The sequence below is a fragment of the Micromonospora sp. LH3U1 genome (genome assembly GCF_028475105.1).
GTDB lineage: Bacteria > Actinomycetota > Actinomycetes > Mycobacteriales > Micromonosporaceae > Micromonospora.
In genome coordinates this window covers 3,354,098-3,379,996 of sequence record NZ_CP116936.1, presented here as the reverse complement: position 1 = coordinate 3,379,996, position 25,899 = coordinate 3,354,098, and the positions used below count along the sequence as shown (strand labels likewise).

Genomic DNA, 25,899 nt, shown 5'->3' with positions numbered 1-25,899 from the left:
GCGGCCGTGAGCCCGTGACCAGGTTTCATTCACGTCGTTCAACCGAGGACATCGCTACGATCAGTGAACACAAGCGGACTCTCGGTGGTGGGGATGGACAGCGGACTCGATATCCGACGGATCGTGCACCCGACGGAACGAATCGTCACGGGGCGCCTGATCCGCCTGCTTGACGGCTACACCCGTGAGGTGCGCATCGGTCAGCCGGTGCTGGTGGCGGTGCTCGCCGCGGCGGCGATCGCCCGGCTACCCGCTCTGCTGCTACGCGCGCTCTTCTCCTTCGGCGGTGGCGGCACCCGCCGACGCTGGAAGGAGCTGAAGCAGGGCCCGGAATACCTGGTCACCCCGGTGCGACTGCGCAACACCGCCGGTCAGCTCTGCGAGGTGGAGCTGCACGGTCACCTGCCGCAGAGCGCCCTGCACCCGGCGGACCAGGTGCAGCTCACCCTGCGCCCACAACGCGACCCGGAGCTGCCACCCCGGATCGAGCGGATCGTCAACCTCACCACCGGGCAGCTGCTGACCCCGCGTACCGCGACGCTCTGGTCGCACCTCGGGCCGCCGCTGTTGTTGCAGGCCATGCTGGGCCTGGTGTTGCTCGCCGGCATCACGGCCTGCTCCGCGCTGACCTGATCTGAGCGTCCGGGCTCTTCCCGGTCGGCGCTCAGCCGACCGGGGCGGGCTCGCGGGTCGGCCGGCCGGCGGTGTCGAGCATGCCCCGGCGGCGGGCCCAACGCTCGAAGATCAGGGTGGCGAACGGCGGCACGGCGCAGGCCAACGCCACCACGGTGACCGGCAGGCTCCACCGGTGCAGGCGGGCCACGGCCAGCACCAGCAGGCCGTACGCGACGAACAGGCCGCCGTGGATCGGGCCGAAGATCTTGACGCCCAGCTCGTTGTCGGTCGGGCCGTACTTGACCAGCATGCCGACCAGCAGGGCCAGCCAGGAGCAGGCCTCGGCGATCGCCGCCGCGACGAACAGCCGGGTCACCTTCTCGCGCATTCGCACGCCACCACCTCTCGGGCCGCAATGGTATCGGGGCGGGCTGGCCGGGCTATCAGGGCGGGCAACTGGGTAGGAAAGGAGCATCGGGTCTTCCCCGCCCGCCGATCACGTGCGAGGTTAGGGGGACCAGCGGTGACAGGGTGGTGACCATGGGCGAGGACGTCGGCGTACGAACCTTCAGTCGAGAGGATCGCGCCCGCTATCGCGACAAGGTCCGACGCTGCCTGGATGTCTTCGCCGAGATGCTGCGCGAGTCGCGCTTCGACGTGGACCGGCCGATGACCGGCGTGGAGATCGAGCTGAATCTGGTCGACGAGGCGTCGAATCCGGCGATGCGCAACGCCGACGTGCTGGCGGCGATCTCCGACCCGAGTTTCCAGACCGAGCTGGGCCAGTTCAACATCGAGATCAACGTGCCGCCACGCCGACTGACCGGCACCGGCACCGCCGACTTCGAGGAGTACGTGCGGGCCAGCCTCAACGCCGCCGAGGTGAAGGCGCGGGCGATCGGCGCGCACATGGTCATGATCGGCATCCTGCCGACGCTGCGCCCGGAGCATCTGACCGCCGAGACGCTCTCGGCCAACCCTCGCTACAAGCTGCTCAACGAGCAGATCTTCGCGGCCCGCGGTGAGGACCTGCCGATCGCCATCAGCGGCGTGGAACGGTTGGCGGTCACCGCCGACACGATCACCCCGGAGGCGGCCTGCACCAGCACCCAGTTCCATGTGCAGGTCAGCCCGGCCCAGTTCGCCGACTACTGGAACGCCGCCCAGGCGGTCGCCGGCATCCAGGTTGCGGTCGGCGCGAACTCGCCGCTGTTCTTCGGCCGGGAGCTGTGGCGCGAGACCCGCATCCCGCTGTTCCAGCAGGCCACCGACACCCGATCCGAAGAGATCAAAGCCCAGGGGGTACGCCCCAGGGTCTGGTTCGGCGAACGTTGGATCACCAGTGTGTTCGACCTGTTCGAGGAGAACGTGCGCTACTTCCCGGCGTTGCTGCCGGTCTGCGACCCGGAAGACCCGACGCAGGCCCTCGCGGCCGGCGAGGTGCCCAATCTCGCCGAGTTGCGCCTGCACAACGGCACGGTCTACCGGTGGAACCGCCCGGTGTACGACGTGTCGCGCGGCCGGCCGCACCTACGGGTGGAGAACCGGGTGCTGCCCGCCGGCCCGACCGTGCTGGACACCATCGCCAACGGCGCCTTCTACTTCGGGCTGGTCCGTGCCCTCGCCGAGTCGGACCGACCACTGTGGTCGCAGATGTCGTTCAGCGCCGCCGAGGAAAACTTCACCAACTGCGCCCGGCACGGCATCGACGCGCAGGTCTTCTGGCCCGGCCTCGGTTACCTGCCGGTGACCGAGTTGGTGCTGCGCCGGTTGCTGCCGATGGCGCATCACGGCCTGGACCGGTGGGGGCTCGACCCGGCCGAACGCGACCGGCTGCTCGGCATCATCGAGCAGCGTTGCCTGACCAGCCGTAACGGCGCGACCTGGCAGGTGGAGACGCTGCACCGGTTGGAGTCCGCCGACCACCTGGACCGGCCGGAGGCGCTGCGCGAGGTGGTCCGCCACTACGTGGACCTGATGCACAGCAACCGGCCGGTGCACGAGTGGCCCATCCCGTGAGCGCCCCGGGTGGCCCGATCCGCACGGGGCTCAGCCTCGCGGGGTGGGAACACCGAAGAGATCGATGATGCCGCCGGGAAGCTGGGCGAGCAGGTCGTGTCGCTCGTCGTCATCGAGCGCCTCGGCGACGGTACGCAGCACCGCCTGGGCGTGTTGACGCACCTGGTCGGCGTTCGCGACCTGCTCGCGGTCCCCGACGTTCTTCAGGAATTCGCCAACATCCCACCGGCGGCCCTCCGGATTGCGAGTGACGGACCCGCTCAACCGCTCCGGTAGCTGTGCCGCCAGGTTGTCGGCCTCCCGTCCGGCGAGCCGTTCACCGAGCACCGACAGGACGGCCTGGACGGACCGCACGGCCTCATTCTCACCGAGGCCAGCGCGCTGTCGTACCGTGGCGATCATCTGCTCGTACTCCATGCTCCGCTCCTTCGGTCTCCTCGACATGCCGTCAGGCCTGCCTGCGGACGAACGGGGCGAGTTCCCACGCTCCCTGCCGACAAACGGGTCACGCGCGGACTCGGACGTTCACGCCATCGGCGGGCGTGGCCGCACAAGCCGGCGCGAACCAGGCGTGGGGTTGCCAGCTGAGCCAGGTCGCGCCGTGCTGGAAGCCCGCCAGAGCGGGCTGAGTCCCTTGTGGACCCCGCTTGACATCGATGATTGTCGTAGGCTGTGACAGCTCGCACATCGTCTGATCACGATGAGGGGACGCCCGTGGCCACTTCTGGAACAGACCCAGCCCCGACCCATGGGTCCGCGCGGGTGCCCCTGTCCCGTCGACACATGCTGCGGATGGGAGCGGCGGCGGCCGGTGGCGCGGTGCTCGTCGGCTCGGCGGAGGCCGCGCCCGCGCAGGCCGCGCCGGGCGGCGCCAAGCGCGTCCTGCGGGCACCGGCGCTGGCACCCGGTGACCGCGTCCGGGTCGTGTCGCCCGGCAGCACGCCCGACCCCACGAACATGGCCCGCGGCATCGAGATCCTGCGCAGTTGGGGCCTGGAGGTCGAGCTGGGCAGGCACGTCTTCACCAGGTACGGCTACCTGGCCGGCACCGACGCGCAGCGGCTGGCCGACCTGAACGCCGCGCTCACCGACCCGGGAATCCGTGCCGTCTTCGCCGCCCGCGGCGGTTACGGCACGCAGCGGATCGTCGATCAGATCGACGTTTCCGTTCTGCGCCGGGACCCCCGGGTGGTCGTCGGCTTCAGCGACATCACCAGCATCCACGGCAAGCTCTGGCGCGACACCGGCCTGGTCACCTTCTACGGCCCCATGGTCAACTGGAGTGACGACCGCACCGGCCCCGAGTCTGCCGAGGCGCTTCGCAGGGCGGTGATGACCACCGCACCCCTCACGATCTCCCGGGACCCGGCCGAGACAGCCGCGTCCGTGCTGGTGCCGGGGCGGGCATCGGGGCCCCTGCTCGGCGGCTGCCTGACGCTGATCTCCACCTCGCTCGGTGCGGAGGACTCCCCGAGGTTCGACGGCGCGATCCTGTTCTTCGAGGACGTGGACGAGGCTCCGTACAGCATCGACAGCATGCTGACCGAGCTGCGCCGGGTGGGCGTGCTGTCCAGGGTCGCCGGGGTGGTCATCGGCCAGATCACCAACAGTGTCGCTGAGCCGGGTGAGTGGGACGCGGCGGCGGTGCTGAAGGACCGCCTGTACGACCTTGGCGTGCCGGTCCTGGGCGGGCTACGGCTGGGGCATGGCGACGGGCAGCTCACCGTGCCGCTGGGCTCAAGCGCCACGATCGACGCCGCGGCAGGGACCTTGACGGTGGAACCGGGAGTCCGCCCACGCTAGTGCGGCGTCGGGTCCCAGGGGGACGGGTCGTCGCGCAACCGGCTGTACAGGTAGCCGTCGCGCCACTGGCCAGCCCGAAACTCGCTGGCCCGTACGACGCCCTCGAGCTGGAAACCGGCCTTCTCCAGCGCCCGTTGCTCGGCGACGTTCTCCGGGTGCGTACCGGCCTGGACGCGCTGCGCCGGGCTGTGGTGAAAAAGGTAGTCGCAGAGCAACGCCTGCGCGCGCCAGCCGATGCCCCTCCCCCGCCACTGCGGCAGCAGGACGATGCCGATCTCCCAGTACGACGCCCGTCCGGCGTACCGCCCAGCGGTGTAGCTGACGATGCCGGCGGCATGCTCCTGCTCGACCTCCACGACGAGCCGCCCGTCGTCCTCGCCGAGGTAGCCGTCGACGGCGAACCGCCGCGCCGGCGCCCCAGCGTCCTTGAAGCCAACCCAGTCCAGCCCGATCAGGCCCGGCTCGGTGCAGAACCGCCGGAACATCGCCAGGTCGGGCTCCCCGACCGGGCGCAGCCGGACGCTGGGCTCGCCCCGCACGGCCCCCGCCGCACCACCGCCACTGTCCATCCCCGAGACGCTAGCTATCGCTCGGGCTTGGCGAAACCGGGGTGTCACGTCGACCCGGACACCCCGACTTCAGGAAAACCGAGTCGGCCACCTCAGACCGTGAGCAGCACCTTCGTACAGTCGTCCTGCTTCTTCTGGAAGATCTTGTAGCCCTTCGGGGCGTCGCGCAGCGGCATCCGGTGGCTGACGATGAAGCTCGGGTCGATCTCGCCGCGCTGGATCCGCTCCAGCAGCGGCCGGGTGTAGCGCTGGACGTGGCACTGACCGGTCCGCATGACCAGCGACCGGTTCATGAACGCGCCCATGGGGAACTTGTCGACGAAACCGCCGTACGCGCCGACGACCGAGACCACCCCTCCCGAGCGGCAGGCCAGGATGGCCTGGCGCAGGGCGAACGGCCGTTCCGTCTCGGTCCGCGTGGCCTGCTTCGCCCGGTCGTACGCGTACATGGCGGCGTTGCCGTGGTGGCCTTCCAGGCCGACCGCGTCGATGCACGCGTCCGGCCCCCGGCCGGCGGTCATCTCGTTGAGCGTGTCCAGCACGTCAGCCTGCTCGTAGTTGATCGTCTCGGCGCCGATGTGCTCCTCGGCCAGCCGCAGCCGGTACGCGAACCGGTCGATGACGATCACGCGCTCCGCGCCGAGCAGCCGGGCGCTGGCGGCGGCGAGCAGCCCCACCGGACCGGCGCCCCAGACCGCGATCACCTGCCCGGGTTTGATGTCGCACATCTCGGCGCCCATGTAGCCGGTCGGGAACACGTCGGCGAGCATGACCGCCTGGTCGTCGGGAATCTCGTCGGGCACCTTGAGCGGGCCGACGTCGGCGAACGGCACCCGGGCGTACTCGGCCTGACCGCCCGCGTAGCCGCCGAGCAGGTGGGAGTAGCCGAAGATGCCGGCCGGCGAGTGCCCCATGATCTTCTCGGCGATGCCGGCGTTCGGGTTGGAGTTCTCGCAGACCGAGTAGAGGCCGCGTTGGCAGGACGAGCAGTGCCCACAGGCGATCGGGAAGGGCACCACCACCCGGTCGCCGGGTTTGAGGTTGCGGACCTGCGGGCCAACCTCGACCACCTCGCCCATGAACTCGTGGCCGAGGATGTCGCCCTTGCGCATGGCGGGGATGAAGCCGTGGTAGAGGTGCAGGTCGGAGCCGCAGATCGCGGTGGTGCTGATCCGGACGATCGCGTCCCGTGCGTTCATGATCTTCGGATCGGGTACGTCGATCACCTTGACGCTGTTGGTGCCCATCCAGGCGGTGGCTTTCATTCTCGGTCCCTTTCGGAGCTCGGGCGGTCAGCGGCGGCGGGACGGCGGCAGCGGCTGGGCGGGACGTTGCATGGCCTGTTGGCGTACGGAGATGCCGTTGGGGCTGCCCTCGGAGCGGACCACCTCGCCCGTCTCCAGCACCTGCTTGAACCGGCGCAGGTCGTCACGGACCTGCTGCTCGGGTTCCTCACCGAAGAGCTTCGCCACCACCCGGCCGAGCGCGCCGGCCGGCGGTGCGTAGCGCAACTCCACCCGAACCTCGGTGCCCCGGTCACCGGGGGCGGGCACGAACCGCACCCGCCCGGCGTTGGGCACCCGGGTCCCCGGCAGCGAACGCCAGGTGATCGACCGGTTCGGCTGGTCGTCGATGATCTCGGCGTCCCACTCGACGCGGTGACCGGCCGGGCCTCGGGCGATCCAGTGCGAACGGCGCAGGTCGTCGGCGCGCACCGACTCCAGGTGCGCCATGAACCGGGGAAGGTTCTCCATGTCCCGCCAGAACCGGTACGCCTCGGCGGGCGAACGGTTCACCGTCACCGCGATCTCCATCCGGATCAACCGGGCACGGGCCCGCCGGGCACGCCCGATCCGTACGGCGGCGAGCACGTCGACGGCGGCGATGCCGGCGATCGCGGCGGTGGTCAGTGTCAACCGGCGGCGCCGTTCACCACTGCGGTCCGCCAGGGCACGGCCGAGCAGGGTCAGATCCATGGCGTCGCCGACCACCCGGCTCCAGGCCCAGCCGGCCGGGCCACGGCCGCTGATCAGGCCGGCGGCGCTGCCCAACTCCCGTACGCCGACGGCCGGGATCACCGCCCGCGCCGCTGCGGAGTCGTCCACCCCGATCAGTCGCGCGAGGGGTCCGGGCGCGACCAGGGCACCGACGCCCAGGGCCAGGCTCAGCAGGCCCAGCGTGCTCGGCAGCGTCGCCGGCACCGGCCCGTCCAACTCCGGCAGGAGCACAGTGTCGACGCGGTCCATGTCCGGTCCCGTCCGGTCGGCGTGACCGCCGGCGGGCCGGCGGAGCGGCGGTGCCGCCCCCGTGACGCTATGCGGTATGTGTGGCGTGTGCGCCCGCTTCGCGGTAGAACGTCCGATGCGAGCAGCACGATCGGCGACGCGTCGACCTCCGTCCAGGCGACCGGGGCGCGGCCTTCCTGACCGGCCTGCTCGACCACCCGACCGAGCCGCGCGCCCGCACGCCCCTGGACGAGCCGCGTCGCCCGGAGTTAACAGTGACCCGCACGGGGTAGCCGACATCCGCTTCTACCAGCGGCCGGGGAGGTGGGATGACGGCGACCAGTTCCTTCTTCGAGCGGTTGACGATTGCCGGCCAGGATCCGCGGTTCAACAAGGTGTGTGGGAGCGTGCGATTCGACATTCGGGACGGGGGCCACCTGGAGCAGTGGCTCCTGAACATCGATCACGGCCGGATGCGGGTGACGCGGAGCGCCGGTCCCGCCACGACTGTCATCAGGGTGTCCGCGCAGGTCGCGGACGCGATGGCACGCGGTGAGGTGAACGGCCTGGCGGCGATCACCCGTGGGGAGATCCTGGTCGACGGTGACCTCGGCCTGGCGTTGCGGATCGGGCGGCTGTTCCCGCGAGCGCCCGAGCCCTCTCAGCGCGGCAACCCGGATGGCGACAGGTAACTGATGAGGGACATCCCGGGCACCGTCGCGTGTATCGATGGGAACACGTTCATCGTGTCCGACGCCAGTGGCGATGTGGAGTCGTCCCCCGGCACTCCGGTCGGGCTGTTCGCCGCCGACACACGCTTCCTGTCCCGCTGGATGCTCACCGTCAACGGCGAACGCATGACCGCGCTGTCGGTGGACGACAGCCAGTACTACGAGGTGACGTTCTTCGTGGTGCCGGGCGGGGCGGTCGACTACGTGCAGGCTGACGTGTCGGCCATCCGGCGGAGGCGGATCGGCCCGGACCTCACCGAGTCACTGACGATCTTCAATTACGGTGAGGGGGACAAGGAGCTCGACGTACGGCTGGAGATGGCAGCCGACTTCGCCGACATCTTTGAGATCAAGTTCGACATCGGTGACAAGGCCGGCAGTTACTACACCCAGGTCGGCCCGAACGAGTTGACCCTGGGCTACCGGCGCGGCACGTACCGACGTGAGGTTGTGGTGTCGGCGAGTGAGCCCGCCGAGGTCGACCCGAACGGCCTGCGGTTCGCGGTCCGGCTTCGCCCCGGGGAGCAGTGGTCGACGCGGTTGCAGGCCGCCATGCGGGCGCTGCGTCCGGACGGCGTCGACCTGCGCGCCGCCCTCCGGGCCCAACGGCCGGACGACTCCACCCTGCCCGAGAGCGTGCGGGCCTGGGTCGCGGCGGCCCCGACACTGGACACCGACAGCGTCTCCCTCCAGCAGGTGTACGACCGCAGTCTGGTGGACCTGGCGGCGCTGCGCTTCGCCCCGCTCTCGCTCGGCGGCGCGACCGTGCCCGCGGCCGGGCTGCCCTGGTTCATGACCCTGTTCGGCCGCGACAGCCTGCTGACCTGCCTACAGACCCTGCCCGTCACACCGTCGTTGACCCCACCGACACTGCGGATCCTCGCCTCGCTTCAGGGCGCCCGGCACGACGACGTGCTGGAGGAGGACCCCGGCCGGATCCTGCACGAGCTGCGCTACGGGGAGTCGGCCGCGTTCGAGGAACAGCCGCACTCCCCCTACTACGGCACCGTGGACGCCTCACCGCTGTTCGTGGTGCTGCTCGACGAGTACGAGCGGTGGAGCGGCGACACGGCGCTGGTGACCGAGTTGGAGCAGGATGCTCGCGCGGCCCTGGCGTGGATCGACCTGTACGCGGACCTGAACTCCACCGGCTACATCTGGTACGAGAGACGCAACCGCGCCACCGGTTTGGACAACCAGTGCTGGAAGGACTCCTGGGACAGCATCTCCTACGCCGACGGCAGGTTGCCGGGCTTTCCGAGGGCCACCTGCGAAACCCAGGGGTACGCCTACGACGCCAAGATCCGAGGAGCACGGCTGGCCCGTACGGTCTGGGGTGACCCCGACTTCGCCGACCGGCTGGAGCGTGAGGCGGCGGCGCTGTACGACCGCTTCAACCGGGACTTCTGGCTTGAGGACCGCGGCTACTACGCCCTCGCGCTCGACCACGACGGCACCCCGGTCGACAGCTTGTCTTCCAACATCGGGCACCTGCTGTGGAGCGGCATCGTGCCGCCGGAGCGGGCCTCGCGGGTCGCCGAACACCTGATGGGTCCGGCGCTCTTCTCCGGCTGGGGGGTGCGGACCCTCGCCGAGGGGCAGGGCCGTTACAACCCACTCGGCTATCACAACGGCACGGTCTGGCCGTTCGACAACTCGTTCATCGCGTGGGGTCTGCGCCGTTACGGGTTCAGCAGTGCGGCGGGCCGCATCGCCGAGGGCATCCTCTCCGCCGCCACCTACTTCCAGGGTCGGCTGCCCGAGGCCTTCGGTGGGTTCGACCGCGACACCACCCGGTTTCCGGTCCGGTACCCGACCGCGGGTAGCCCGCAGGCGTGGTCCAGCGGGGCGTCCATGCTGCTCATCCGCACCATGCTCGGCATCGATCCGCACGAGGACCACCTGGCCGTCGACCCGGCGCTGCCGTCCGCGTTCGGGCGGATCGCGCTCCTGGACATCCCCGGCCGCTGGGGCAAGGTCGACGCGTTCGCCCGCCGTCGCCCCGACCAGCCATAGCCTCGGGGCAGTGTCACCTCAGGTTGTTTCGGGTCTGGTGCGGAGGACGTCGCGGGCCTGTTCGGCGGCGCGGGTGATGCTCTCGCTGATGAAGTCGAGGAAGCGGGCGATGTTCTCCAGGCGGGCGGCGGCGGGGGTGTGGGGGCCGAGGATGGCGACGCCCTGGCGTGCGGTTTCGACGAGCTGGTCGTTGGCTCGGGCGCTGGCGATCGTCGCCTGGTAGAAGAGTTCGTCGTCCACGAGGTAGCGGTCGCGACGGCGTTCGTCGCGTTCTCGGCGGACGAGGCTCTGGCCCTCCAGGAAGGTTATCGCCTTCGAGATGGACGCCGGGCTGACCTGGAGACGCTGGGCGAGCTGGGACGCGGTGAGGCTGCCCGCGTCGGTGGTGAACAGGCAGGTCAACACTCGGGCCGCCATCTTGGTGAGGCCGGACGCCATGAGGACGGTGGTGAACGCCTCCTCGTACTCGGCCACGGCCTCCGCGTCGCGTCCGTGCGTCTGCGGAACTGCGGCCGCCCGTGCGGATGAGGCGGGCCCGCGCCGGTGGGCGCGGCGTTCGGTGGCGCGGTGGGCCAGGTCGGCGCGGTAGGCGGTGGGGCCGCCGTTGCGCATCACCTCCCGGGTGACCGTCGAGGTAGGACGGTCGAGACGCCGGGCGATCTCGGCGTAGGGGAGGCTGTCGGCCAGCCCCAGCGCGATCTGCTGGCGTTCCTGCTGGGTAAGCCTGCCTCCCGGCATCGCGATCTCCTCGGTGGTCCTTCGTTGCGGTCTCTGATCCCGCCCACCATAGCGTTAACCTCTCGCCCATTGCAATGGTCAGACTCGCCATCGTTGCATTACCCCGCGACTCGTTGCAACACTTTAGCTATCCTGGCCTGGGAATATGGCTTTAAAGCGCAACGGGCATGTTGCCGGTCCATGGAAAGCAACGTAGCGTTTCCAATGTCGGAAACAGTGAACGAGCACGGGAGAGCACGATGCAGAAGTTCGACACCCCCACCCCGATCTCCGTCGTCCTGGACATCCCCGCCGGACGCGTCCAGATCATCGCCGCGGACCGCGCCGACACCACCGTCGAGGTCCTGCCCGTCGACCCCTCCAAGAGTCGCGACACCAAGGCCGCCGAGCAGACCACCGTCACCTACGCCGACGGCGTCCTGCGGATCACGGCCTCGACCCCCCGCAACCCGCTCATCGGTCCCTCCGGATCCCTGGCGGTCACCATCCAGCTGCCCGCGGACTCCCGCATCGACGCCAAGGCCGCCAGCGCGGAGCTCCGCGGCGTCGGACGCCTCGGCGACGTCGCCTTCGACGGCGCGTACCGCCAGATCAAGATCGACGAGGCCGCGAGCGTCCGCCTCGTCGCGATCGACGGCGACGTCGAGGTCGGCCGGCTCAACGGCCCCGCGGAGATCAGCACCGCGAGGGGCGACATCCGGATCACCGAGGCCGTGCGCGGCACGGTGGTGCTCCGCACCCAGTCCGGTGATATCTCGATCGCCGCCGTCGCCGGCGTCTCGGCCGCCCTGGACGCCGGGACCGGCCACGGCCGCATCAGCAACGCCCTCAAGAACGACGGCACCGCCGCACTCGACATCCACGCCACCACCTCCCACGGCGACATCACCGCCCGCAGTCTCTGAAGCCCAGCGCGATCAGGAGTGAAACCCGTGACGAAGAACAGCACCGCCCCCATCAGTTCGACGTGGACCGGCATGGTGTCGGTCGACGACACCGCCCTGGCCGTCACCGACACCGGCGGTCCCGGTGTCCCGGTGGTCTACCTCAATGGCCAGTTCGCCACCCAGGGGTACTGGCGGCGGGTCATCGCCGACCTGGGAACGGGGTGGCGGCACCTCACCTACGACGAGCGGGCTCGCGGCAGGAAGTCGCAGCGTTCGGCGGACTATTCCTTCGAGGCCGCGGTCCGGGACGTCGATGCTGTTCTCGCGGCCCGCGGTGTGGATCGGGCGCTGGTGGTGGGCTGGTCCTACGGCGCGGTTGTCGCGGCGCACTGGGCCAGCCGGAATCCGGATCGCGCCCTGGGCACCGTCCTGGTCGACGGCGCGTTCCCGTCCGACTGGCTCGACGAGGCCATGGAGCAGCGGATCCGGAAGCTGTTCCGGCGGATGAGCTGGTTCATGCCGCTGCTGCGCCCGACGGGCCTGGCACCGCGGATGAGCGCCGAACAGCAGGCCGAGAGCAACATCGAGCGCGGCAGGCTCTCCCGCGAGCGGGAACTGGGCCCCGTGCTCGACGACATCACCGTCCCGGTGCGGTACGTGGTCGCTTCGGGGACGTCCCTGGGAAGCCGCGGTGATGAGCAGGAACAGATCCGCACCAGCCTCGATGCGGTGACCGCCCGCAACCCGAACATCCAGATCGGCGCGAAGGTCGCCAGCAACCACGGTGCGATCCTCAAGAAGGACTTCCCGGCCGTCGCCGAGGCCGTACGCGAGGTCGCCCGTTCGGCCGAGCGGCCGGGCTGACCGGGTCGGGGCGGTGCCGTCAGGCGCTGCGGAAGGTGCGCCGGTAGGCGTCCGGAGGCACACCGACGGTGCGGTGGAAGTGCCGGCGCAGCGTCGTGGCGGTGCCCATGCCGGCCGCCTCGGCGATGACGTCGATGCTGTCGTCGCTGTTCTCCAGCAACTCCTGGGCGCGACGGATCCGCTGCGTCGACAGCCATTGCAGTGGGGTGGTGCCGGTTGCGGACCTGAAGTGGCGGGCCAGGTTGCGTGAGCTCATGTTCGCCTGGCGGGCCAGGTCCTCCACGGTCAGCGGCTGGTCCAGCCGTTGCATCGCCCAGGGAAACAGGGTGGCGAGCGGGTGGTCGTCGCGGGCGGGCACCGGAGTGGTGACGAACTGGGCCTGGCCGCCGGCCCGATGCGGCGGCACGACCAGGCGGCGAGCGACGGCGTTGGCGACCGTCGAGCCGTGGTCGCGGCGGATCAGGTGCAGGCACAGGTCGATAGCGGCGGCTTTGCCGGCGGACGCGAGCACGGTGCCGTTGTCGACGTAGAGCACATCCGGGTCGACCCGCACCCGGGGGTAGCGGACGGCCAGCGCCTCGGTGTGGGCCCAGTGGGTGGTGGCGCGCAACCCGTCCAGCACCCCGGCAGCGGCCAGCACGAACGCACCGGTGCACAGCGAGACCATCCGGGCGCCCGCCGCGTGGGCCGCACGGACGGCGTCGAGCAGGTCGGAGGGTATGTCCGCGTCGACGTCCTCCACGGCGGGGATGATCACGGTGTCGGCGTGGGCGAGGCGGTCCAACCCGTCGTCCGGCTCCATCAGGAAGCGGCCGATCCGGGCCGGGCCTGGGCCGCAGACCACGACGTCGTACCACGGGTGTGCCAGACCGGAGGGGTCGCGGACGAAGACCTCGCAGGCCATGGCCACCTCGAAGTGCAGCATCCCGTCGGTGGCGGCGATCGCGATGGTGGTCATGTCCGAAACTGTACGGGGTATGGCGTTCCCGACACTCGTCGACGGCGACCGCCGCTGCGAGGCTCCTCGTAGTCGATCTTCTGAGGGGAACTTACCGATGAGTCAGAGCGTGGCAGTGTTCGGGGCGTACGGACACACCGGACGGTTCGTGGTGACGGAGCTGCGGGAACGCGGGTTCGTTCCACTCCTCCTCGGTCGTGATGAGGGCAAGCTCCGGGCGCTGGCGGAGTCGTTCGAATACCGGGTGACGTCGGTCGACGATCCCGCCTCGCTCGACCGGGCGTTGACGGGCGCGGACGCGGTCATCAACTGCGCCGGCCCGTTCGCCTCGACCGCCGCCCCGGTGATCGAGGCTGCCCTGCGGGCCGGGATCCCGTACGTGGATGTGGCGGCCGAGATCGAGGCCAACGTCGACACGTTCGCGCACTTCGCCGAACGCGCCCGGACCGCGAGCGTCGCGGTGGTCCCGGCGATGGCCTTCTTCGGCGGGCTCGGCGATCTGCTGGTGACGGCGGCGATGGGCGACTGGACGTCGGCGGACGAGGCGCACATCGCGTACGGATTGAGCAGCTGGCACCCCACGGCCGGGACCCTCGCCGCCGGCACCGTCTCGCGCGAGCGGCGCGCGGGTCGCCGGGTCCGCTACACCGGTGGCCGGCTCGAGTACTACGTCGACGAGCACGACCTGCCGAGGATGGACTGGGATTTTCCCGAGCCGCTGGGCCGCCGCAGCGTCCTCGGCGAGTTCACCATGGCCGACGTCGTCACCGTCCCCAGCCACCTGGTCATCCCCGAGGTACGTACGTACATGACCGCCGACGCCGCCACGGGCCTGGCCGCCGGGAACGAACCGGTCGCGGTCGACGCGCTCGGCCGGTCCGCGCAGACGTTCACGGTCGACGTCATCGTGCGCTCCGGCGACACGCAGCGACGCGTCGTCGCCAGCGGCCAGGACATCTACGCCATCAGCGCGCCCCTGGCGGTCGAGGCGGTCCGCCGCATTCTCACCGGTCAGACGAGGACGAGTGGCGTCGCCTCCGCCGGCAAGATCTTCGACGCGCTCGACTTCCTCCGCGCGCTGTCGCCGTCCATCTCGGTCGAACTTGTTGGCGGGTGAGGTCGACGACAGTGGCCGGAGAAATCAACCTCTTCGAGTACCCGCTCAGATCGGTCAACGGCGCACCCGATAGCGCAGGTGAAGCACCCGGTTGCCCTGAATCACCACGTCAGGATCCTCCAACAGGTGCTGCGCGCGGACCGACCCGAAGTAGCGCTTGCCGGACCCGAACACGACGGGTACGACGTCCATGCGCACCTCGTCGACCAGGCCCGCGGCAAGCACCTGGCCACCGACGTCGCCAGCGGCGACCTCGACCATGCGGTCACCCGCGAGCTCCTGCGCCTTGGCCACGGCTGCCTCGACGCCGTCGACGAAGTGAAACGGCGCCTCGGGGTCCCAGCCCTCGGGCTGCGGCCGGTGCGTCACGACGACCACGTGGTCGATCCCGCTCGGAGGCTTTCCGTCCCAGCCGTCCGTCAGGTCGAAGACGTGGCGGCCGCAGATTGTCACCCCGATCTGGTCCCAGTACGGCCGGGTGTAGTCGTAGGAGGTCTGCGACACCTTCACCTCGCCGCTCTCGTCCAACGGGACGTCACCGCTGGACAACCAGTCGAACAGCGGTCCGGGCTGGTCATTCTCGTCTGCGATGAAGCCGTCTACCGACACCGAGCTGTACATGACCACCTTGCCCACGGGCTCTCCTCTGCTTTGGGATGCCCCCAAATTAGCGTGTGGTGAGCTGTCGCTCTTGTAAGAAATCAATCGGCCGGCAGCGGCCAGCCGTCCAGCACGTGGCCGGGATGTTCGCGCAGGAACCGCCGCCGGACTTCGACGTACCGGGTCGGCGTGAGCCCGGTGAACGCCCGGAACTCGTGGCCGAAGTGGGCCTGGTCGAAGTAGCCTGCGCCACCGGCGAGGTCGCCCCAGTCGATCGGTCCGGCGGGGTTGATCGCGAGCACGGTGACGGTGAAGCGGTAGGAGCGGGCCAGCCGCTTCGGCGTGACGCCGATGAGCTCCTTGAACCGCTGTGCCAGATGAGTGCTGCTGACACCGGCTGAAACCCGCAGGTCGTCGACAGTCACCGCCCCGCTGGTCGCAGCGATGATGCGGCTCGTATGGCGGACCAGTCCCAGGCCGGCGGTCTCGCACAGCCGTCGCATCAGCTCCTCCTCGAGCAGCGTCAGCATCTCGTGCGGTCCGTCCGCCGTGGCCAGCCGGTCTCGCAGCTCAGCAACGGCGGGCCGGCCCCAAACCTGCTCTAACGTCACCGGCCGGTCACACAGCTCGGCCGCGGGCATCGGCAAGAACGGCGCCGGCCCCCACGGCTTGAAGTGCACGCCGACGGACCGGGTCCGGAGTGGGTAGCCGAACTCGAACGCGCGGGTGGGCGTGGTGACCACGCAGCCGTCGGCGTACTCGGCCGTCTCGATGTCGGTGCCGGCGCGGATGCGGAACGGGGCCCCGAGGTTGACGATGAGCAACGCCGCCGGACTTGCCGGCAGCGTCAGCCGGGCGTACGGCGGCGCACCCTTCAGGTAGTAGAGGTCGTCGATCAGCCCGTCCAGCGGCGGTCGCGGCACTCTGGACACGTACTCCACGCCCACAGCATCGCCGACGCGCCGCCGGCATCGCGCGCCGGGATGGTCCGCTCCTGCACGTAGATCGTCGGACGGCCCCACGCTCAGGGCGTGGGGCCGTCCGACGATTGATAGACCACTATGGTCAGAGAATCACGTTGGTCCCGGCCGCCTTGCACGCGGCGGTGACGTCGTTGCCGGCCTTCTCGAAGGCCGGGTTGTCGGCAGCGGTTGCCGGGTCCGCCGCCGCTGCGGCCTTGGACGCCTGGGCGCCGAACTCCTTCAGGGCGGCCGCCACCTTGCTGTCACCGCCGGTCGAGGCCGCCGTGGTCATCTTCTGTTCCAGCTCCGTCAGGATCTTCTTGAAATCCGCGGCCGACGGCTCACCACCAGCCATGGCGGCCTTCAGGGCCTCCGCCTTCATCTCGTCGCTGGCCTTCTTCACCGACTCGCAGAGCTTCTTGTCGCTGGTGGCGCCCGTCGCGGCTGACGAGGCCGGCGCGGCGGTCGGGGAGGCGGCCGCTGAGGTTGCGGCGGCGGACGTGGGGGTGGAAGGCGTGGATCCGGCGGTCGTCGCCGTATCTCCGTCACCGCAGGCGGTGAGAGCCGTCGTGGCGGCAAGGATCAGCAGTGCGGTGGCAATTCGAGAGCGGTTCACGGACGCGCACGTTAGCCGATGTCTCGGCGATGATCAATTCGTACGCCGCAGTCCCTGAGACGAAACGCTCCAGTGTCACATCACGGTGGAGACTCCGCGTTGCGCAGCTTGAGGATGGATGTGGCCGTCAGCGCGACGGCACGGTCATCGTCCTGTGACAGGTCCACGAGGGCGCGTGCGGCCGTGCTCCCCGGGATGTCCGCCAGGGCCTCTGTCAGCCGTCGACGCCCAGACGACTCAGCGGTGCCGTGGGCGAGGCGGTCGATGAGTCTGGTCGCGATCTGATCCGCCAACGCGGGATCAGTCGCCAGCACGCTCAACGCATCGGCGGCATCGGCATCGTTCGCCTCCCCGACGACCATCTCGATCAGTGCCGGAACCGCGTCCGCCACCCGACGTGCCCCGAGCGCCAGAGCCGCATACCTGGAGACCACCATGTCGGAGTTCGCGAGGGCGGCCCGCAGCACGTCGGTCGCCGCTCCATGGGGGATCTCGGCGACGGACTGGACGGCACGCTTGCGTACCTCTGCTTCTGGTGACCCGAGGCCCTCCGCCAACAGCACCAATCCGCTGTCACCCGATTGCGCCAGAGCCCATCGAAGGGCTCCGGCGACGTTCGGGTCCGTCTCGCTCAGCGCCGCGTCGACAAGTGCCTCCACTGGCACCGGCACCTCGTCGACCGCGGACAGGGCCGCGCGCTGGCGCTTGCCCGCGCTCTCCGACCCCAGTGCCTGCAGGAGTGCGACGACCTGGAGGACGTTCTCCCAGTCGTCGGGTTCAGCGGCACCGATCCGACGGAGTCGAGTGAGCAACTCCATCTCACCCGCGATGCGTTTCCGCGTCTGACGGATGAGGTCGTCGACGAGTTCGGCGGGTGTGAAGCCGGGATCATCGAGCGCGCGCCGGACGTCACGCAGCGACAGCCCCAATGACCGCAGGCTCTCGACATGGAAGATCAGCCGGATGTCCTCGTTGGTGTACTCGCGATAGCCGGCGCCGGTACGACCACTTGGCCGGACCAGACCGAGCGAGTCGTAATGCCTGAGCATGCGGGCGCTGACCCCGGACCGTCGCGCCACATCACCGATCAACATCGCCCATCACCCCTTCTCACCGGTCGTGCCGAGGGCCACGACGCGCCTGGCCTCCTCGATCGCGAACTCGAAACCGGCATCGGGGTCCTGCGACAGTCGTTCCGTGGCGATCACGTGCGCGCGTACGCGCGGGTCGAGATCCGTCATCGCGGCGCGCAGGCCCGGCATGATCACCTCACCGAGCGCGACCAGCGCCCGGCTGAGGCTCAGCTGCGTCTCACGCTTGCCGCGCCCGAGCTGCGTCGACAACACTGCGGCCAGTTCGGGCTCTTCACCCGCGGGCACGAGTACGACCGCCGCACGCCAGGCGCTCCGCGCCACCTCGTCGTCGGCGTCGGTCAGAAGCGCCCGTGTTATCGCTGGCCAGGCCTGCCGATCCCCGATCTTGGACAGCGTGTGCAACGCCTGGCTTCGTGCCTGCGCGCGTTCCGAGCGGAGTTCGTCGGTGAGCTTCGGAACGCTCAGGGCGGGTGGCTGGCGGATAAGTGCCCACGTGAGCATCTCGCGTACGGAGAACTCGGGCTCGATGGCGCATCGCTCGACGAGCTTGTCGATGAACCGCGGGTCAGGGGTCGTGCCTACCGCCAGCGCCGCGCGCAGCCGCACCGACGAGTTGTTGTTCTCCAACCCCTGGAGAGCCCGCATCATGTTCGTGTCCTTCTCCGGCGTGGTCATCGAGGTCACCTCCTCGACCCACTGAAGACCTTGCCACCGTGCCAAGGTCAAGTGAGCCACACCGCGAGATGGCCCGGCGTCCCAGACCGGATCGTCAGTCGCGACGTCACTCCAGCGTCCAGGCAATGGCGGAAGGGTGGACCCGAGCGCACAGCGGACCGCCGGTCGCATCGGTCAACCCCACTCGGCCAACCAGCATCCCACTGTCCTCGTGTGCGGCGCGGAGCAACTCGGTCGGGATGTCCGTGAACATCAACTTGGCTCGCCTGAACATCGCGAAGCCCTCATCGGTCACCGCGCCCCAGCTCAGATACAGAAACCGCGCCCCGGGACGCCCATGCACCCACGGCCCGCCGACATCCAGCTTCCCGTCGATCTCCCGGCTGGACACCTCGAAGCACCATGTCGCCTCCGCCGCGTCGGCCGGCACCTGATCGACCACCTCAGCCTTGCGCTGGACCCCGACGTGCACGTTGCCGAGCCGTAATGCGTCGGCCTCCGCACCGGCACGCCGACCGGGTAGGTCGCTGCCGTCGATCCGGATCCGCATACCGCCGACTCTAGTTTTCCTGACCAGAAGCGTTGGCCCGGGTCGGTCACGCGGCTCGGGCGGTACGGGTGATCACGGGCCTCAGCGCGGCGGGCGACGCCGGGGCTGGCCCGCCAGCCGGGCCAGCAGATCCTGGTACGCCTGGGTCCGATCCGTCGGTTTCGCGGACATCGCGTCGGCGGCCATCGCCGCGTACGCCGCCTGCTCGGTCACGGCAGCCACCGCGTCGGTGGCGGCCCGGTACGCGCGCTCCTCCGCCCGGTGCCGTTCCTGCCACGAACCGACGGCCGTCCTGGCGACGTGCAGACCGGTCAACCCACAGCCGAGCGCGACCAGTACGAGGAAGACGAACGCCACCCCCTCCTCGAAGGAGGGCAGGGCCCCACCCATGCCGAGGGACCGCGCCAGCAGCCGGTCACGGCGGGCGTCGAGGTAGTCGGCCGCACCTGCCCCGGCCACCCAGCCGGCCGCCAGGGCGATACCGCCGCGGACCAGCATGACCCGGGGCGACGCAAACCAGGCGGCGGGCGACCGCGGCGTCGGATCGTACGCCGCACCCAGCCGGAACGCGGCCGGCGCGAGCCCGAGCAAGGCGCCCAGACCACCCACCGCGACCTGGGCGCTCAGAATTCCCGCGACCCGCAGGTCATACCAGGCCCCCGCCAGGCAGGCGAGGAGCACGAGGGCACCCGTCCAACCGCCGACGAACACCAGCGCCCGCCGCACGGCCGTCGCACGGGCCGCTGGGGTGGTCCGCGCCGCCTCGGCCGAGCGCCACTGGTCGACCCGCCGCTGCGCATCCCGGAGTTCGTCCGCGGCGCGCTGCCGCTCTGCCTCCCGCCGACCGCGCTCGTCGTCCCGCCGGACCAGCTCCACCCTGCGCCGGGCCTCTTCTTCCGGGCTCACGTACGGCGACAGGAGTCTGGGACGGCTCGGCTTCCGTAACGGGTGACGCTGTGGCAGGTCGGCGGGGACACGCCAACCGGTGCCCGTGGCGAGCACCACCCGCAACCCGCCGACCAGCCGGTCCGGCAACAGCGCCGCGACACCGGACGCGTTCCGCCGATCATCGAGCCCGTCGACGACCAGCACCAGTCGTTCGCCACGCCGTGCGCAGGCTTCGGCCGCTTCCGTGTAGCGGCCGAACAGGTGCGCCTCTCGCGTCGACCTGGTCAGGTGGGCCGGCATCGAGCCGTCGGTCAGCTCGACGAGCTGCTCCAGCACCACGTCGACGAAGGCGGCGCGGTGCTCCCGTTCGGTGCGGCCCGCGGCGACGAAGTACGACACCACCCGCACGCCCGCCGGCGGGTGGAGCACGAACCAGGACATCAGCGCCGTCATTCCGGCCTCCGGGGCGGCCTCCCACCACAGGTACGCGTCCGGCCCGTCGCCCGCGCAGAAGGCCGCGAGCCGCGCCAGGTCGGCCTTGCGGCTCAGCAGCTGGGCGGGGGCGATCCGGCGGACCTCCGCCAGGTACGCCGACCGCACCACCGGGCCGAAGTTGTTGTGCTGGACGTTGTTGTCGCCGACCTGCACGCCCCGGGCGTCGCGGGCGTCGACATCTCGCGACCGGCGGTCTTCCGGCTGGCCGCTGCCCATCTGCCCGACCGCCTCAGTGGTAGTTGTTGTGTTGGGTGTTGGCGCTGCCGAGCTGGACGCCCTGCGCCCTGCGCAGGTCGACATGCCCGGTCTCGGTCCGCCCGCCGGCCGCCTCGGCACGCGCCAACAGGTCCCGCGCGATGCTGAGGATCTGCTCGTCCCGGTCGATGCCCGCACGGATCAGGTCCTCGGCGAGGCGGACCTGCCAGATACCGGAGCCGGACCCGTCCGCCTCCATCGACTGCAACGCCTCCTGGCCCCGGCTGGTCAGCCTCTGTCGCACCAGACCCCGAAGTGTGACGGCGCCATCCCGTACCAGCGCGCTGGTCGCGTCGGTGACCCCCGTCGTGGCACCGACCGTCAAGGCGGCGACAAGCAGTTCCACACCGTCCACGCGTTCCTCCATCAGCGACGTGCCACCACGATGGCCCCTATTGCACCATCCGCGGCACGACCGGGGCTGCCCGTGCCGGACGAGGCATCAGGTCAGCGGCCGGGCAGGGCGACCCGGCCGCAGCCATCTGGCCAGGTGGCGAGGGGTCGGACGCCCCACGCCAGCACTCCGCGTGGTGTCCGGATTACGATATGTGCGGGAACGGCACGAAGCTGCGACCCAGGGCTCCGCCCGGAGCCAGTCGACCGCGAGCGCTTCCGGCATCCAGGCCGACGAGCGCGGCGAGGTTCGCCAGATCCTGGCCGCCGACGGCCTCGTCACGATGCCGTTGACTGTCGGTGGCGCCCGCGATCTCGCCCTGCGCATACCTTCTCGCGGCGGTGATGGCGTCGGCCCAGGTCGCGAAATTGCTGTCAAGCAGCAGGGTGCTCGCAGACCAGGTCAACAACCTACCGACTGTCTCCCCCGGAGATCGGTGGGCAGGAGCGGTCAGCAGGCCCGCAACGTCGGACTTCCCGTCCAGGGAACCGGCCGAACAGTGGCACTCCCCCGCCGAGGAGTCCTGGAGGCAGGGGAGCCATCGGGCGGCTACTCACAGAAGACTCGCACCTTGCTGTCGGGCTGGTCGACCTCGATGGCCACCTCGTCGAGGTGCTCGATCAGTGCCTCGAGTTGTTCGGGTTTGAGCTGGGTCAGGTCGAGCGGAACGCCCGATCGCGCAAGTTCCGCGTTGGCCTTGCCCAGCGCTTGCGGGGGGATCAGCGCAGCCAGCCGTACGCCGGCTCGCAGCAGTTGCAGTGGCACCCGGACGTTCACCCGGCCCGGTTCGCCGTTGTCGGTGGTGTCCACCAGCACGCGCAGGTATTTCGCCTTGGCCTTCGGCCGGATGTCGGCACTCGCGGCGACCGGCGACTGGTCCCGCTCAAGCGCGGCGATCAACTGCTCTGCCTCGTCTGCGGTGATCCTCCCCTCGGCCAGCATGTCGAGGATGTCCTTACGTTGGTCGTTCATAGCAACCTCCTGTTGATCCTTATCGGACACTGACGAGCACACCCGTACGTCCCTCTCGGACGTCGACCCGGGTGCCGGGCATCGCGCGGAGAAGCCGCCAGCCGGCGCCGAATGCCCGCAACACCTCGATGCGGTACACCAGGCACGCGACGACCGCTCCCAGCGCGGCCAGGATCAGGAGCGGCAACAGCACCAGAACCACGGGGAGCACCGGCACCCACAGACGGATGGCACGACCCGCCGGGCGCTCGACCCGGACGGTCACCAACTGCGGCATCACCTGCCACCGTCCAGCTCGGTCAGCGCCTGTTGTGCGGTGATCTCGCCGCGGCGCAGTCGATCGATGATGTCGGCCCGCGACGGCGCCGGATCGGTCTCGACGAAGTCGAGCATCTGGGTGATCCGGTTGAGTCGTGACTTGATCGTCGGGTAGCTCACCCCGAAGATCCGCTCCATCTCCTTGATGGAGCCGTGGCACCGCACGAACGCCGTGACGAAGACCTGGTCCTCGACGTTGAGCTGAGCCAACTGCGGTAGCTCGAACTCGCCTTCGATCGCGACGCCGTTACCGGCCAGGCGGACCCGCTCGACGACGAACGGCTGGCCCCGGGTCAGGTTCGTGAGTTCCTGCCAGTCCATCGCCTGCTCTGTCATATCTCAAGTTCTACCTTGAATATATTAACCATGCAAGGGCTCGGTCTTGATTTTGATGAGATGTCGGGCGGGATCTACTCGCCTTCACGGATGTCGGGGTGTCCGGCCGCCCGGACACCCCGACATCACGAAAACCGAGTCGATCATGACCAGACCGACCGCGCCACCGCGCATAGACCGGACAAAGGCCGCGGTGAGTTGCGCTATCGGCATCGGTCTCAGTGGTGACGGTGCTCAGCAGCGTTCAGCCACTCGGCCGACAGTTTCGCCACGCCGAGGGCTCACGCCCGCCACTGCCAGGCGGAGGAGTCGGGTCGCGTCGGCGGCGGGGTCCGAGTGGTGCTCTGTGGCCAGGGCGATACCGGTGATCAGCGCGAGCAGATCGCCGATGGTCACGTCCGGGGCCACCGCGCCCTCCTTCGCGGCGCGACGCACCAGTGGTTCGCCCGCCTCGGCGAGCCGCGCCGAGGCGCAGTGCTCGTGCGCCTCGGTGGGTGCGGCCGTGCAGTCGCGGGTCAGTGCGATGGCCAGTCCTCGCATGGTGGCGACGTACCCGTTGACGGCGGTCAGCCACTCCAGCAACGCGGCCCGGGCGTCGGCTGCGTCGGCCAAGTCGCGGGCACGGTCGGCCAGGGTCTCGATCAGTCCGCGAAAGACCGCGTCGAGCAGCGCGTGGCGGCTGGGGAAGTGCCGGCGCACGGTGGCCGAGCCGACTCCCGCGATGCGGCCGATCTGCTCCAGGGACGCGTCGGCGCCGTGCGCGGCGATCTCCTGCTCGGCCACGGCAAGCAGGCGCGCGTAGTTGCGCCGGGCGTCCGCTCGCTGGGTGGGCATGGCGTCACCTCACGGATTGCTAAGCGGCGGGGTCCGCCGTATCTTATCGGAAGCAGAAACGGCGGGCCCCGCCGTTTAATGTTGTCCCGCGACAGGAGACGCCTCATGTCCACCGATTCCGCACCCGTCCTGGTCACCGGTGCCACCGGAAGGCAGGGCGGTGCCACGGCTCGCGCCCTGCTCGCGGCCGGCGTTCCCGTCCGGGCACTGGTCCGCGACCCCGCGACCGACCGCGCGAGGACAGTCGAGGCGCTCGGCGCCGAGTTGGTCACCGGCGACCTCACGGATCGCGACTCGCTGATCAGGGCCGCGCACGGAGCACGAGCCGTCTTCTCGGTGCAGATGCCCGCGATGAACGGAAACACGATCGACTTCGACGGCGAGCTGGCCCAAGCGGTCAACCTGATCGAAGGCGCGCTGGCCGCGGAGGTGCCGCAGTTCGTGCACACGTCCGTCACCGGCGCCGGACAGCACACCGAGTCCGCCGGCTGGGCGGACGGCCGCTGGGTGGCCCTGGAGCCCTACTACGCCACCAAGGCCGGCATCCAGGACCGCGTACGCGAGGCGGGCTTCACGTACTGGACGCTCATCAAGCCGGGCTTTTTCATGGACAACTTCCTGCCCTCCGAGGCATACCTGCTCCCCCGCGGCGTCGCCGGCGGTCTGGCGACTGTCCTGAAGCCCCAGACCTCGCTCTCCCTCGTCGCGGTGGACGACATCGGCCGGGTAGCCGCCGCGGCCATCGCCGAGCCCGATCGATTCAACGGAGTCGAGCTGGAGCTGGCGAGCGACTACCTGACGATGACGGAGATCGCCAAGGTCCTCTCCGACGCACTGGGCACCGAGCTGACCGCGCCCGACATGACTGAGGAGGAGGCGGTCGCCGCAGGGATGCCGCAATGGGCCGGCATCTCCCACGAACAGTTGAACGTGACCGGGCAACCTGCCCGCCCGGAGTACGCGCGAGCGCTCGGCATCCCACTCACGACGTTCGAAGAATGGACGCGCGATTTTCTGCGCGTGCCGTCGCGGCGATGAGTTTGTCGGTGCCGACCGGTCTACTCTCCCGACGGAGACGACCAATTCATCGGGAGTAGGGCATGGGCCACATCCACATCGAGCTGTTCGCGACCCTCGACCTCGTCGGGCAGGCGCCCGGCGGCCCCGACGAGGACCCGGCGGGGTTCTCGTTCGGTGGCTGGCAGGCGCCCCTGCTGGACGAGGTCGCCGGGGCGCAGGTCTTCGCCGCGTACGAGGGCACGGACGCTCTCCTGCTCGGCCGGCGGACGTATGACATCTTCGCCGCCTACTGGCCGCACCAGGAGGGCGGCGCGGACAACGCGTTCGCCACGCTCTTCAACAGCGTCCCGAAGTACGTGGCCTCCCGTGGCAGGCCCGACCTCTCGTGGGCCGGGTCCTCGCAGCTCGGCCCGGATCTGGCCGGCGCGGTGCGCGAGATCCGCGACCGGCACGAGCACGTGAAGGTCGTCGGGAGCCTGAACCTGGTGCAGACCCTCTTGCGCGAGAAGCTCTTCGACCGTCTCGACCTCTGGGTGCACCCGATCGTGCTCGGCGTCGGCAAGAAGGTGTTCGACGGTGGCGCGGTGCCCACGAACCTCACGCTCCTCGAACCGCCGGTAGCCAACCCCAAGGGCACGGTCTACCTGCGCTACGGGCTCGCCGACGGCACGCCCGGCACGGGCGACATGGCCGCACCCGATCGCGGCGCCTGACGTCGCCCGGCCGGCGCTTTACCCCTCTGTACGACGTCTGGCGGCAGCGGTGGCCGCAGCGTCAACCCTGGTTTCGGTGGGGGCATGCCGCGCCGGTGACACCGCCGAGGTCCTGGGCGGCACCACCGCCCTCGCCGACGCCGCCGTGCGCTACAGCGACAACACGGCTGGCAACCTGCTGCTGCGTCACCTCGGAGGGCCGCAGGGGTTCGAGAAGCAGCTGCGTGAGGTCGGTGACACGGTCACCGACGCCGTCCGTTACGAGACCGCACTCAACGAGGCGACGCCGGGTGACAAGCGGGACACCAGCACCGCGCGGGCCCTGGCGGGCGACCTTCGGGCGTACACCGTCGGGGTTGCCCTGGAGCCCGCGGACCGCGACCTTCTGCGCGGTTGGCTGCAGGGCAACACCACCGGTGCGGCGCTGATCCGCGCCGGGGTGCCCGAGGGCTGGGCGGTCGGGGACAAGACTGGCACCGGAGGGTACGGCACCCGCAACGACATCGCCGTGATCTGGCCTCCCAACCGCGCCCCGATCGTCCTCGCCGTGCTGTCCCGCCGCGACGAGAAGGACGCCTCCCCCGACGACGCCCTCATCGCCCAGGCCACGAAGGTCGTCGTCGCCCAGCTGTGAC

The 25,899-nt window shown here is 70.1% G+C and carries 30 protein-coding genes and 1 pseudogene; 11 read left to right on the top strand and 20 right to left on the bottom strand.

Going from position 1 to position 25,899, the window contains the following annotated elements; genetic code table 11:
- Positions 1 to 84 precede the first annotated feature (84 nt).
- A complete protein-coding gene (locus tag PCA76_RS15340; RefSeq protein ID WP_272619396.1) occupies positions 85 to 633 on the top strand; it encodes a hypothetical protein in 549 nt (182 codons plus the stop codon).
- Positions 634 to 664: 31 nt separating this feature from the next.
- Here PCA76_RS15340 and PCA76_RS15335 read toward each other — a convergent pair whose 3' ends face one another.
- Entirely contained in the window at positions 665 to 1,003 is a 339-nt protein-coding gene (locus tag PCA76_RS15335) for a DUF3817 domain-containing protein (protein ID WP_272619394.1), read from the bottom strand.
- A gap of 152 nt (positions 1,004 to 1,155) precedes the next feature.
- Here PCA76_RS15335 and PCA76_RS15330 point away from each other — a divergent pair, with 152 nt between their 5' ends.
- Positions 1,156 to 2,634 (top strand): glutamate--cysteine ligase, encoded by a 1,479-nt coding sequence (locus PCA76_RS15330; protein ID WP_272618822.1) that lies wholly within the window; start codon positions 1,156 to 1,158, stop codon positions 2,632 to 2,634.
- Positions 2,635 to 2,664: 30 nt separating this feature from the next.
- On the opposite strand, the gene PCA76_RS15325 is transcribed toward PCA76_RS15330, so the two are convergent.
- Positions 2,665 to 3,051: a DUF2267 domain-containing protein gene (locus tag PCA76_RS15325; protein WP_272618820.1), complete on the bottom strand. Its 387-nt coding sequence runs from the start codon at positions 3,049 to 3,051 to the stop codon at positions 2,665 to 2,667.
- Positions 3,052 to 3,417: 366 nt separating this feature from the next.
- Here PCA76_RS15325 and PCA76_RS15320 point away from each other — a divergent pair, with 366 nt between their 5' ends.
- The gene (locus tag PCA76_RS15320; RefSeq protein ID WP_272618818.1) at positions 3,418 to 4,437 is read left to right on the top strand and encodes a S66 peptidase family protein; all 1,020 of its coding nucleotides are present in this window, start codon (positions 3,418 to 3,420) and stop codon (positions 4,435 to 4,437) included.
- Here the strand turns inward: PCA76_RS15320 and PCA76_RS15315 are convergent.
- The 3 genes from PCA76_RS15315 to PCA76_RS15305 all read right to left on the bottom strand — a co-directional run bounded on the left by PCA76_RS15315 (position 4,434) and on the right by PCA76_RS15305 (position 7,252).
- Positions 4,434 to 5,006 (bottom strand): GNAT family N-acetyltransferase, encoded by a 573-nt coding sequence (locus PCA76_RS15315; protein WP_272618816.1) that lies wholly within the window; start codon positions 5,004 to 5,006, stop codon positions 4,434 to 4,436. The two genes, PCA76_RS15320 and PCA76_RS15315, sit on opposite strands and share 4 nt — an antisense overlap.
- Positions 5,007 to 5,098: 92 nt before the next feature.
- Positions 5,099 to 6,271: a zinc-dependent alcohol dehydrogenase gene (locus tag PCA76_RS15310; RefSeq protein ID WP_272618814.1), complete on the bottom strand. Its 1,173-nt coding sequence runs from the start codon at positions 6,269 to 6,271 to the stop codon at positions 5,099 to 5,101.
- Positions 6,272 to 6,298: 27 nt separating this feature from the next.
- Entirely contained in the window at positions 6,299 to 7,252 is a 954-nt protein-coding gene (locus PCA76_RS15305) for an SRPBCC family protein (protein ID WP_272618812.1), read from the bottom strand.
- 308 nt (positions 7,253 to 7,560) lie between these two features.
- Between PCA76_RS15305 and PCA76_RS15300 the strand changes: the two genes are divergently transcribed.
- Entirely contained in the window at positions 7,561 to 7,923 is a 363-nt protein-coding gene (locus PCA76_RS15300; protein WP_272618810.1) for an SCP2 sterol-binding domain-containing protein, read from the top strand.
- Positions 7,924 to 7,935: 12 nt separating this feature from the next.
- Entirely contained in the window at positions 7,936 to 9,978 is a 2,043-nt protein-coding gene (locus PCA76_RS15295) for an amylo-alpha-1,6-glucosidase (RefSeq protein ID WP_272619392.1), read from the top strand.
- Positions 9,979 to 9,996: 18 nt separating this feature from the next.
- On the opposite strand, the gene PCA76_RS15290 is transcribed toward PCA76_RS15295, so the two are convergent.
- Complete coding sequence (locus PCA76_RS15290; RefSeq protein WP_272618808.1) at positions 9,997 to 10,716, bottom strand: helix-turn-helix domain-containing protein; 720 nt, start codon at positions 10,714 to 10,716, stop codon at positions 9,997 to 9,999.
- A gap of 239 nt (positions 10,717 to 10,955) precedes the next feature.
- Between PCA76_RS15290 and PCA76_RS15285 the strand changes: the two genes are divergently transcribed.
- On the top strand, positions 10,956 to 11,621 hold the full coding sequence (locus PCA76_RS15285) for a DUF4097 family beta strand repeat-containing protein (protein WP_272618806.1): 666 nt from the start codon (positions 10,956 to 10,958) through the stop codon (positions 11,619 to 11,621).
- Between the two features lie 27 nt (positions 11,622 to 11,648).
- Complete coding sequence (locus PCA76_RS15280; RefSeq protein ID WP_272618804.1) at positions 11,649 to 12,467, top strand: alpha/beta fold hydrolase; 819 nt, start codon at positions 11,649 to 11,651, stop codon at positions 12,465 to 12,467.
- Positions 12,468 to 12,486: 19 nt separating this feature from the next.
- On the opposite strand, the gene PCA76_RS15275 is transcribed toward PCA76_RS15280, so the two are convergent.
- On the bottom strand, positions 12,487 to 13,425 hold the full coding sequence (locus PCA76_RS15275) for a helix-turn-helix domain-containing protein (protein WP_272618802.1): 939 nt from the start codon (positions 13,423 to 13,425) through the stop codon (positions 12,487 to 12,489).
- A 97-nt stretch (positions 13,426 to 13,522) separates the two neighbouring features.
- Here PCA76_RS15275 and PCA76_RS15270 point away from each other — a divergent pair, with 97 nt between their 5' ends.
- The gene (locus tag PCA76_RS15270; RefSeq protein WP_272618800.1) at positions 13,523 to 14,542 is read left to right on the top strand and encodes a saccharopine dehydrogenase family protein; all 1,020 of its coding nucleotides are present in this window, start codon (positions 13,523 to 13,525) and stop codon (positions 14,540 to 14,542) included.
- 54 nt (positions 14,543 to 14,596) lie between these two features.
- Here the strand turns inward: PCA76_RS15270 and PCA76_RS15265 are convergent, their stop codons facing one another.
- The 13 genes from PCA76_RS15265 to PCA76_RS15205 all read right to left on the bottom strand — a co-directional run bounded on the left by PCA76_RS15265 (position 14,597) and on the right by PCA76_RS15205 (position 23,531).
- Entirely contained in the window at positions 14,597 to 15,178 is a 582-nt protein-coding gene (locus PCA76_RS15265; protein ID WP_272618797.1) for a dihydrofolate reductase family protein, read from the bottom strand.
- Positions 15,179 to 15,243: 65 nt separating this feature from the next.
- Positions 15,244 to 16,083 carry a helix-turn-helix domain-containing protein gene (locus PCA76_RS15260; protein WP_272618795.1) on the bottom strand — a complete coding sequence of 280 codons (840 nt, stop codon included), beginning with the start codon at positions 16,081 to 16,083 and terminating at the stop codon, positions 15,244 to 15,246.
- A 124-nt stretch (positions 16,084 to 16,207) separates the two neighbouring features.
- Positions 16,208 to 16,720, bottom strand: a complete 513-nt coding sequence (locus PCA76_RS15255; protein ID WP_272618793.1) for a hypothetical protein — start codon at positions 16,718 to 16,720, stop codon at positions 16,208 to 16,210.
- Positions 16,721 to 16,800: 80 nt separating this feature from the next.
- Complete coding sequence (locus PCA76_RS15250; protein WP_272618791.1) at positions 16,801 to 17,814, bottom strand: MerR family transcriptional regulator; 1,014 nt, start codon at positions 17,812 to 17,814, stop codon at positions 16,801 to 16,803.
- A 6-nt stretch (positions 17,815 to 17,820) separates the two neighbouring features.
- The gene (locus PCA76_RS15245) at positions 17,821 to 18,489 is read right to left on the bottom strand and encodes a HEAT repeat domain-containing protein (protein WP_442930227.1); all 669 of its coding nucleotides are present in this window, start codon (positions 18,487 to 18,489) and stop codon (positions 17,821 to 17,823) included.
- A gap of 106 nt (positions 18,490 to 18,595) precedes the next feature.
- A complete protein-coding gene (locus PCA76_RS15240; RefSeq protein WP_272618789.1) occupies positions 18,596 to 19,039 on the bottom strand; it encodes a DUF5990 family protein in 444 nt (147 codons plus the stop codon).
- 81 nt (positions 19,040 to 19,120) lie between these two features.
- Entirely contained in the window at positions 19,121 to 20,638 is a 1,518-nt protein-coding gene (locus PCA76_RS15235; RefSeq protein WP_272618787.1) for a hypothetical protein, read from the bottom strand.
- 13 nt (positions 20,639 to 20,651) lie between these two features.
- Positions 20,652 to 21,032, bottom strand: a complete 381-nt coding sequence (locus PCA76_RS15230) for a hypothetical protein (RefSeq protein WP_272618785.1) — start codon at positions 21,030 to 21,032, stop codon at positions 20,652 to 20,654.
- A 184-nt stretch (positions 21,033 to 21,216) separates the two neighbouring features.
- The gene (locus tag PCA76_RS15225) at positions 21,217 to 21,477 is read right to left on the bottom strand and encodes a hypothetical protein (protein ID WP_272618783.1); all 261 of its coding nucleotides are present in this window, start codon (positions 21,475 to 21,477) and stop codon (positions 21,217 to 21,219) included.
- 143 nt (positions 21,478 to 21,620) lie between these two features.
- Positions 21,621 to 22,043, bottom strand: coding sequence for an SHOCT-like domain-containing protein (locus PCA76_RS15220; protein ID WP_272618781.1), 423 nt, complete (start codon positions 22,041 to 22,043; stop codon positions 21,621 to 21,623).
- A gap of 19 nt (positions 22,044 to 22,062) precedes the next feature.
- A complete protein-coding gene (locus PCA76_RS15215; RefSeq protein WP_272618779.1) occupies positions 22,063 to 22,320 on the bottom strand; it encodes a hypothetical protein in 258 nt (85 codons plus the stop codon).
- The gene (locus PCA76_RS15210) at positions 22,320 to 22,697 is read right to left on the bottom strand and encodes a DUF2089 domain-containing protein (RefSeq protein WP_272618777.1); all 378 of its coding nucleotides are present in this window, start codon (positions 22,695 to 22,697) and stop codon (positions 22,320 to 22,322) included. Before PCA76_RS15210 ends, PCA76_RS15215 begins: the two co-directional genes overlap by 1 nt.
- A 234-nt stretch (positions 22,698 to 22,931) precedes the next feature.
- On the bottom strand, positions 22,932 to 23,531 hold the full coding sequence (locus tag PCA76_RS15205) for a TetR/AcrR family transcriptional regulator (RefSeq protein WP_272618775.1): 600 nt from the start codon (positions 23,529 to 23,531) through the stop codon (positions 22,932 to 22,934).
- A gap of 105 nt (positions 23,532 to 23,636) precedes the next feature.
- Between PCA76_RS15205 and PCA76_RS15200 the strand changes: the two genes are divergently transcribed.
- From PCA76_RS15200 to bla, 3 genes and pseudogenes are all read left to right on the top strand, one after another.
- Positions 23,637 to 24,569, top strand: a complete 933-nt coding sequence (locus tag PCA76_RS15200; RefSeq protein WP_272618774.1) for an NmrA family NAD(P)-binding protein — start codon at positions 23,637 to 23,639, stop codon at positions 24,567 to 24,569.
- A gap of 62 nt (positions 24,570 to 24,631) precedes the next feature.
- Entirely contained in the window at positions 24,632 to 25,264 is a 633-nt protein-coding gene (locus PCA76_RS15195; RefSeq protein ID WP_272618771.1) for a dihydrofolate reductase family protein, read from the top strand.
- A 127-nt stretch (positions 25,265 to 25,391) separates the two neighbouring features.
- A pseudogene (gene bla / locus PCA76_RS15190) lies at positions 25,392 to 25,898 on the top strand (class A beta-lactamase); the annotation flags it as partial.
- Position 25,899 lies beyond the last annotated feature (1 nt).

Excerpts from the sequence above, each read along its gene's own strand:
- PCA76_RS15335 (WP_272619394.1), bottom strand. The coding sequence starts at position 1,003 with ATGCGCGAGAAGGTGACCCGGCTGTTCGTCGCGGCGGCGATCGCCGAG.
- PCA76_RS15330 (WP_272618822.1), top strand. The coding sequence starts at position 1,156 with ATGGGCGAGGACGTCGGCGTACGAACCTTCAGTCGAGAGGATCGCGCC.
- PCA76_RS15325 (WP_272618820.1), bottom strand. The coding sequence starts at position 3,051 with ATGGAGTACGAGCAGATGATCGCCACGGTACGACAGCGCGCTGGCCTC.
- PCA76_RS15320 (WP_272618818.1), top strand. The coding sequence starts at position 3,418 with ATGCTGCGGATGGGAGCGGCGGCGGCCGGTGGCGCGGTGCTCGTCGGC.
- PCA76_RS15315 (WP_272618816.1), bottom strand. The coding sequence starts at position 5,006 with ATGGACAGTGGCGGTGGTGCGGCGGGGGCCGTGCGGGGCGAGCCCAGC.
- PCA76_RS15310 (WP_272618814.1), bottom strand. The coding sequence starts at position 6,271 with ATGAAAGCCACCGCCTGGATGGGCACCAACAGCGTCAAGGTGATCGAC.
- PCA76_RS15305 (WP_272618812.1), bottom strand. The coding sequence starts at position 7,252 with ATGGACCGCGTCGACACTGTGCTCCTGCCGGAGTTGGACGGGCCGGTG.
- PCA76_RS15300 (WP_272618810.1), top strand. The coding sequence starts at position 7,561 with ATGACGGCGACCAGTTCCTTCTTCGAGCGGTTGACGATTGCCGGCCAG.
- PCA76_RS15290 (WP_272618808.1), bottom strand. The coding sequence starts at position 10,716 with ATGCCGGGAGGCAGGCTTACCCAGCAGGAACGCCAGCAGATCGCGCTG.
- PCA76_RS15285 (WP_272618806.1), top strand. The coding sequence starts at position 10,956 with ATGCAGAAGTTCGACACCCCCACCCCGATCTCCGTCGTCCTGGACATC.
- PCA76_RS15275 (WP_272618802.1), bottom strand. The coding sequence starts at position 13,425 with ATGACCACCATCGCGATCGCCGCCACCGACGGGATGCTGCACTTCGAG.
- PCA76_RS15270 (WP_272618800.1), top strand. The coding sequence starts at position 13,523 with ATGAGTCAGAGCGTGGCAGTGTTCGGGGCGTACGGACACACCGGACGG.
- PCA76_RS15250 (WP_272618791.1), bottom strand. The coding sequence starts at position 17,814 with ATGTTGATCGGTGATGTGGCGCGACGGTCCGGGGTCAGCGCCCGCATG.
- PCA76_RS15245 (WP_442930227.1), bottom strand. The coding sequence starts at position 18,489 with ATGACCACGCCGGAGAAGGACACGAACATGATGCGGGCTCTCCAGGGG.
- PCA76_RS15240 (WP_272618789.1), bottom strand. The coding sequence starts at position 19,039 with ATGCGGATCCGGATCGACGGCAGCGACCTACCCGGTCGGCGTGCCGGT.
- PCA76_RS15235 (WP_272618787.1), bottom strand. The coding sequence starts at position 20,638 with ATGGGCAGCGGCCAGCCGGAAGACCGCCGGTCGCGAGATGTCGACGCC.
- PCA76_RS15220 (WP_272618781.1), bottom strand. The coding sequence starts at position 22,043 with ATGAACGACCAACGTAAGGACATCCTCGACATGCTGGCCGAGGGGAGG.
- PCA76_RS15215 (WP_272618779.1), bottom strand. The coding sequence starts at position 22,320 with ATGCCGCAGTTGGTGACCGTCCGGGTCGAGCGCCCGGCGGGTCGTGCC.
- PCA76_RS15210 (WP_272618777.1), bottom strand. The coding sequence starts at position 22,697 with ATGACAGAGCAGGCGATGGACTGGCAGGAACTCACGAACCTGACCCGG.
- PCA76_RS15205 (WP_272618775.1), bottom strand. The coding sequence starts at position 23,531 with ATGCCCACCCAGCGAGCGGACGCCCGGCGCAACTACGCGCGCCTGCTT.
- PCA76_RS15200 (WP_272618774.1), top strand. The coding sequence starts at position 23,637 with ATGTCCACCGATTCCGCACCCGTCCTGGTCACCGGTGCCACCGGAAGG.
- PCA76_RS15195 (WP_272618771.1), top strand. The coding sequence starts at position 24,632 with ATGGGCCACATCCACATCGAGCTGTTCGCGACCCTCGACCTCGTCGGG.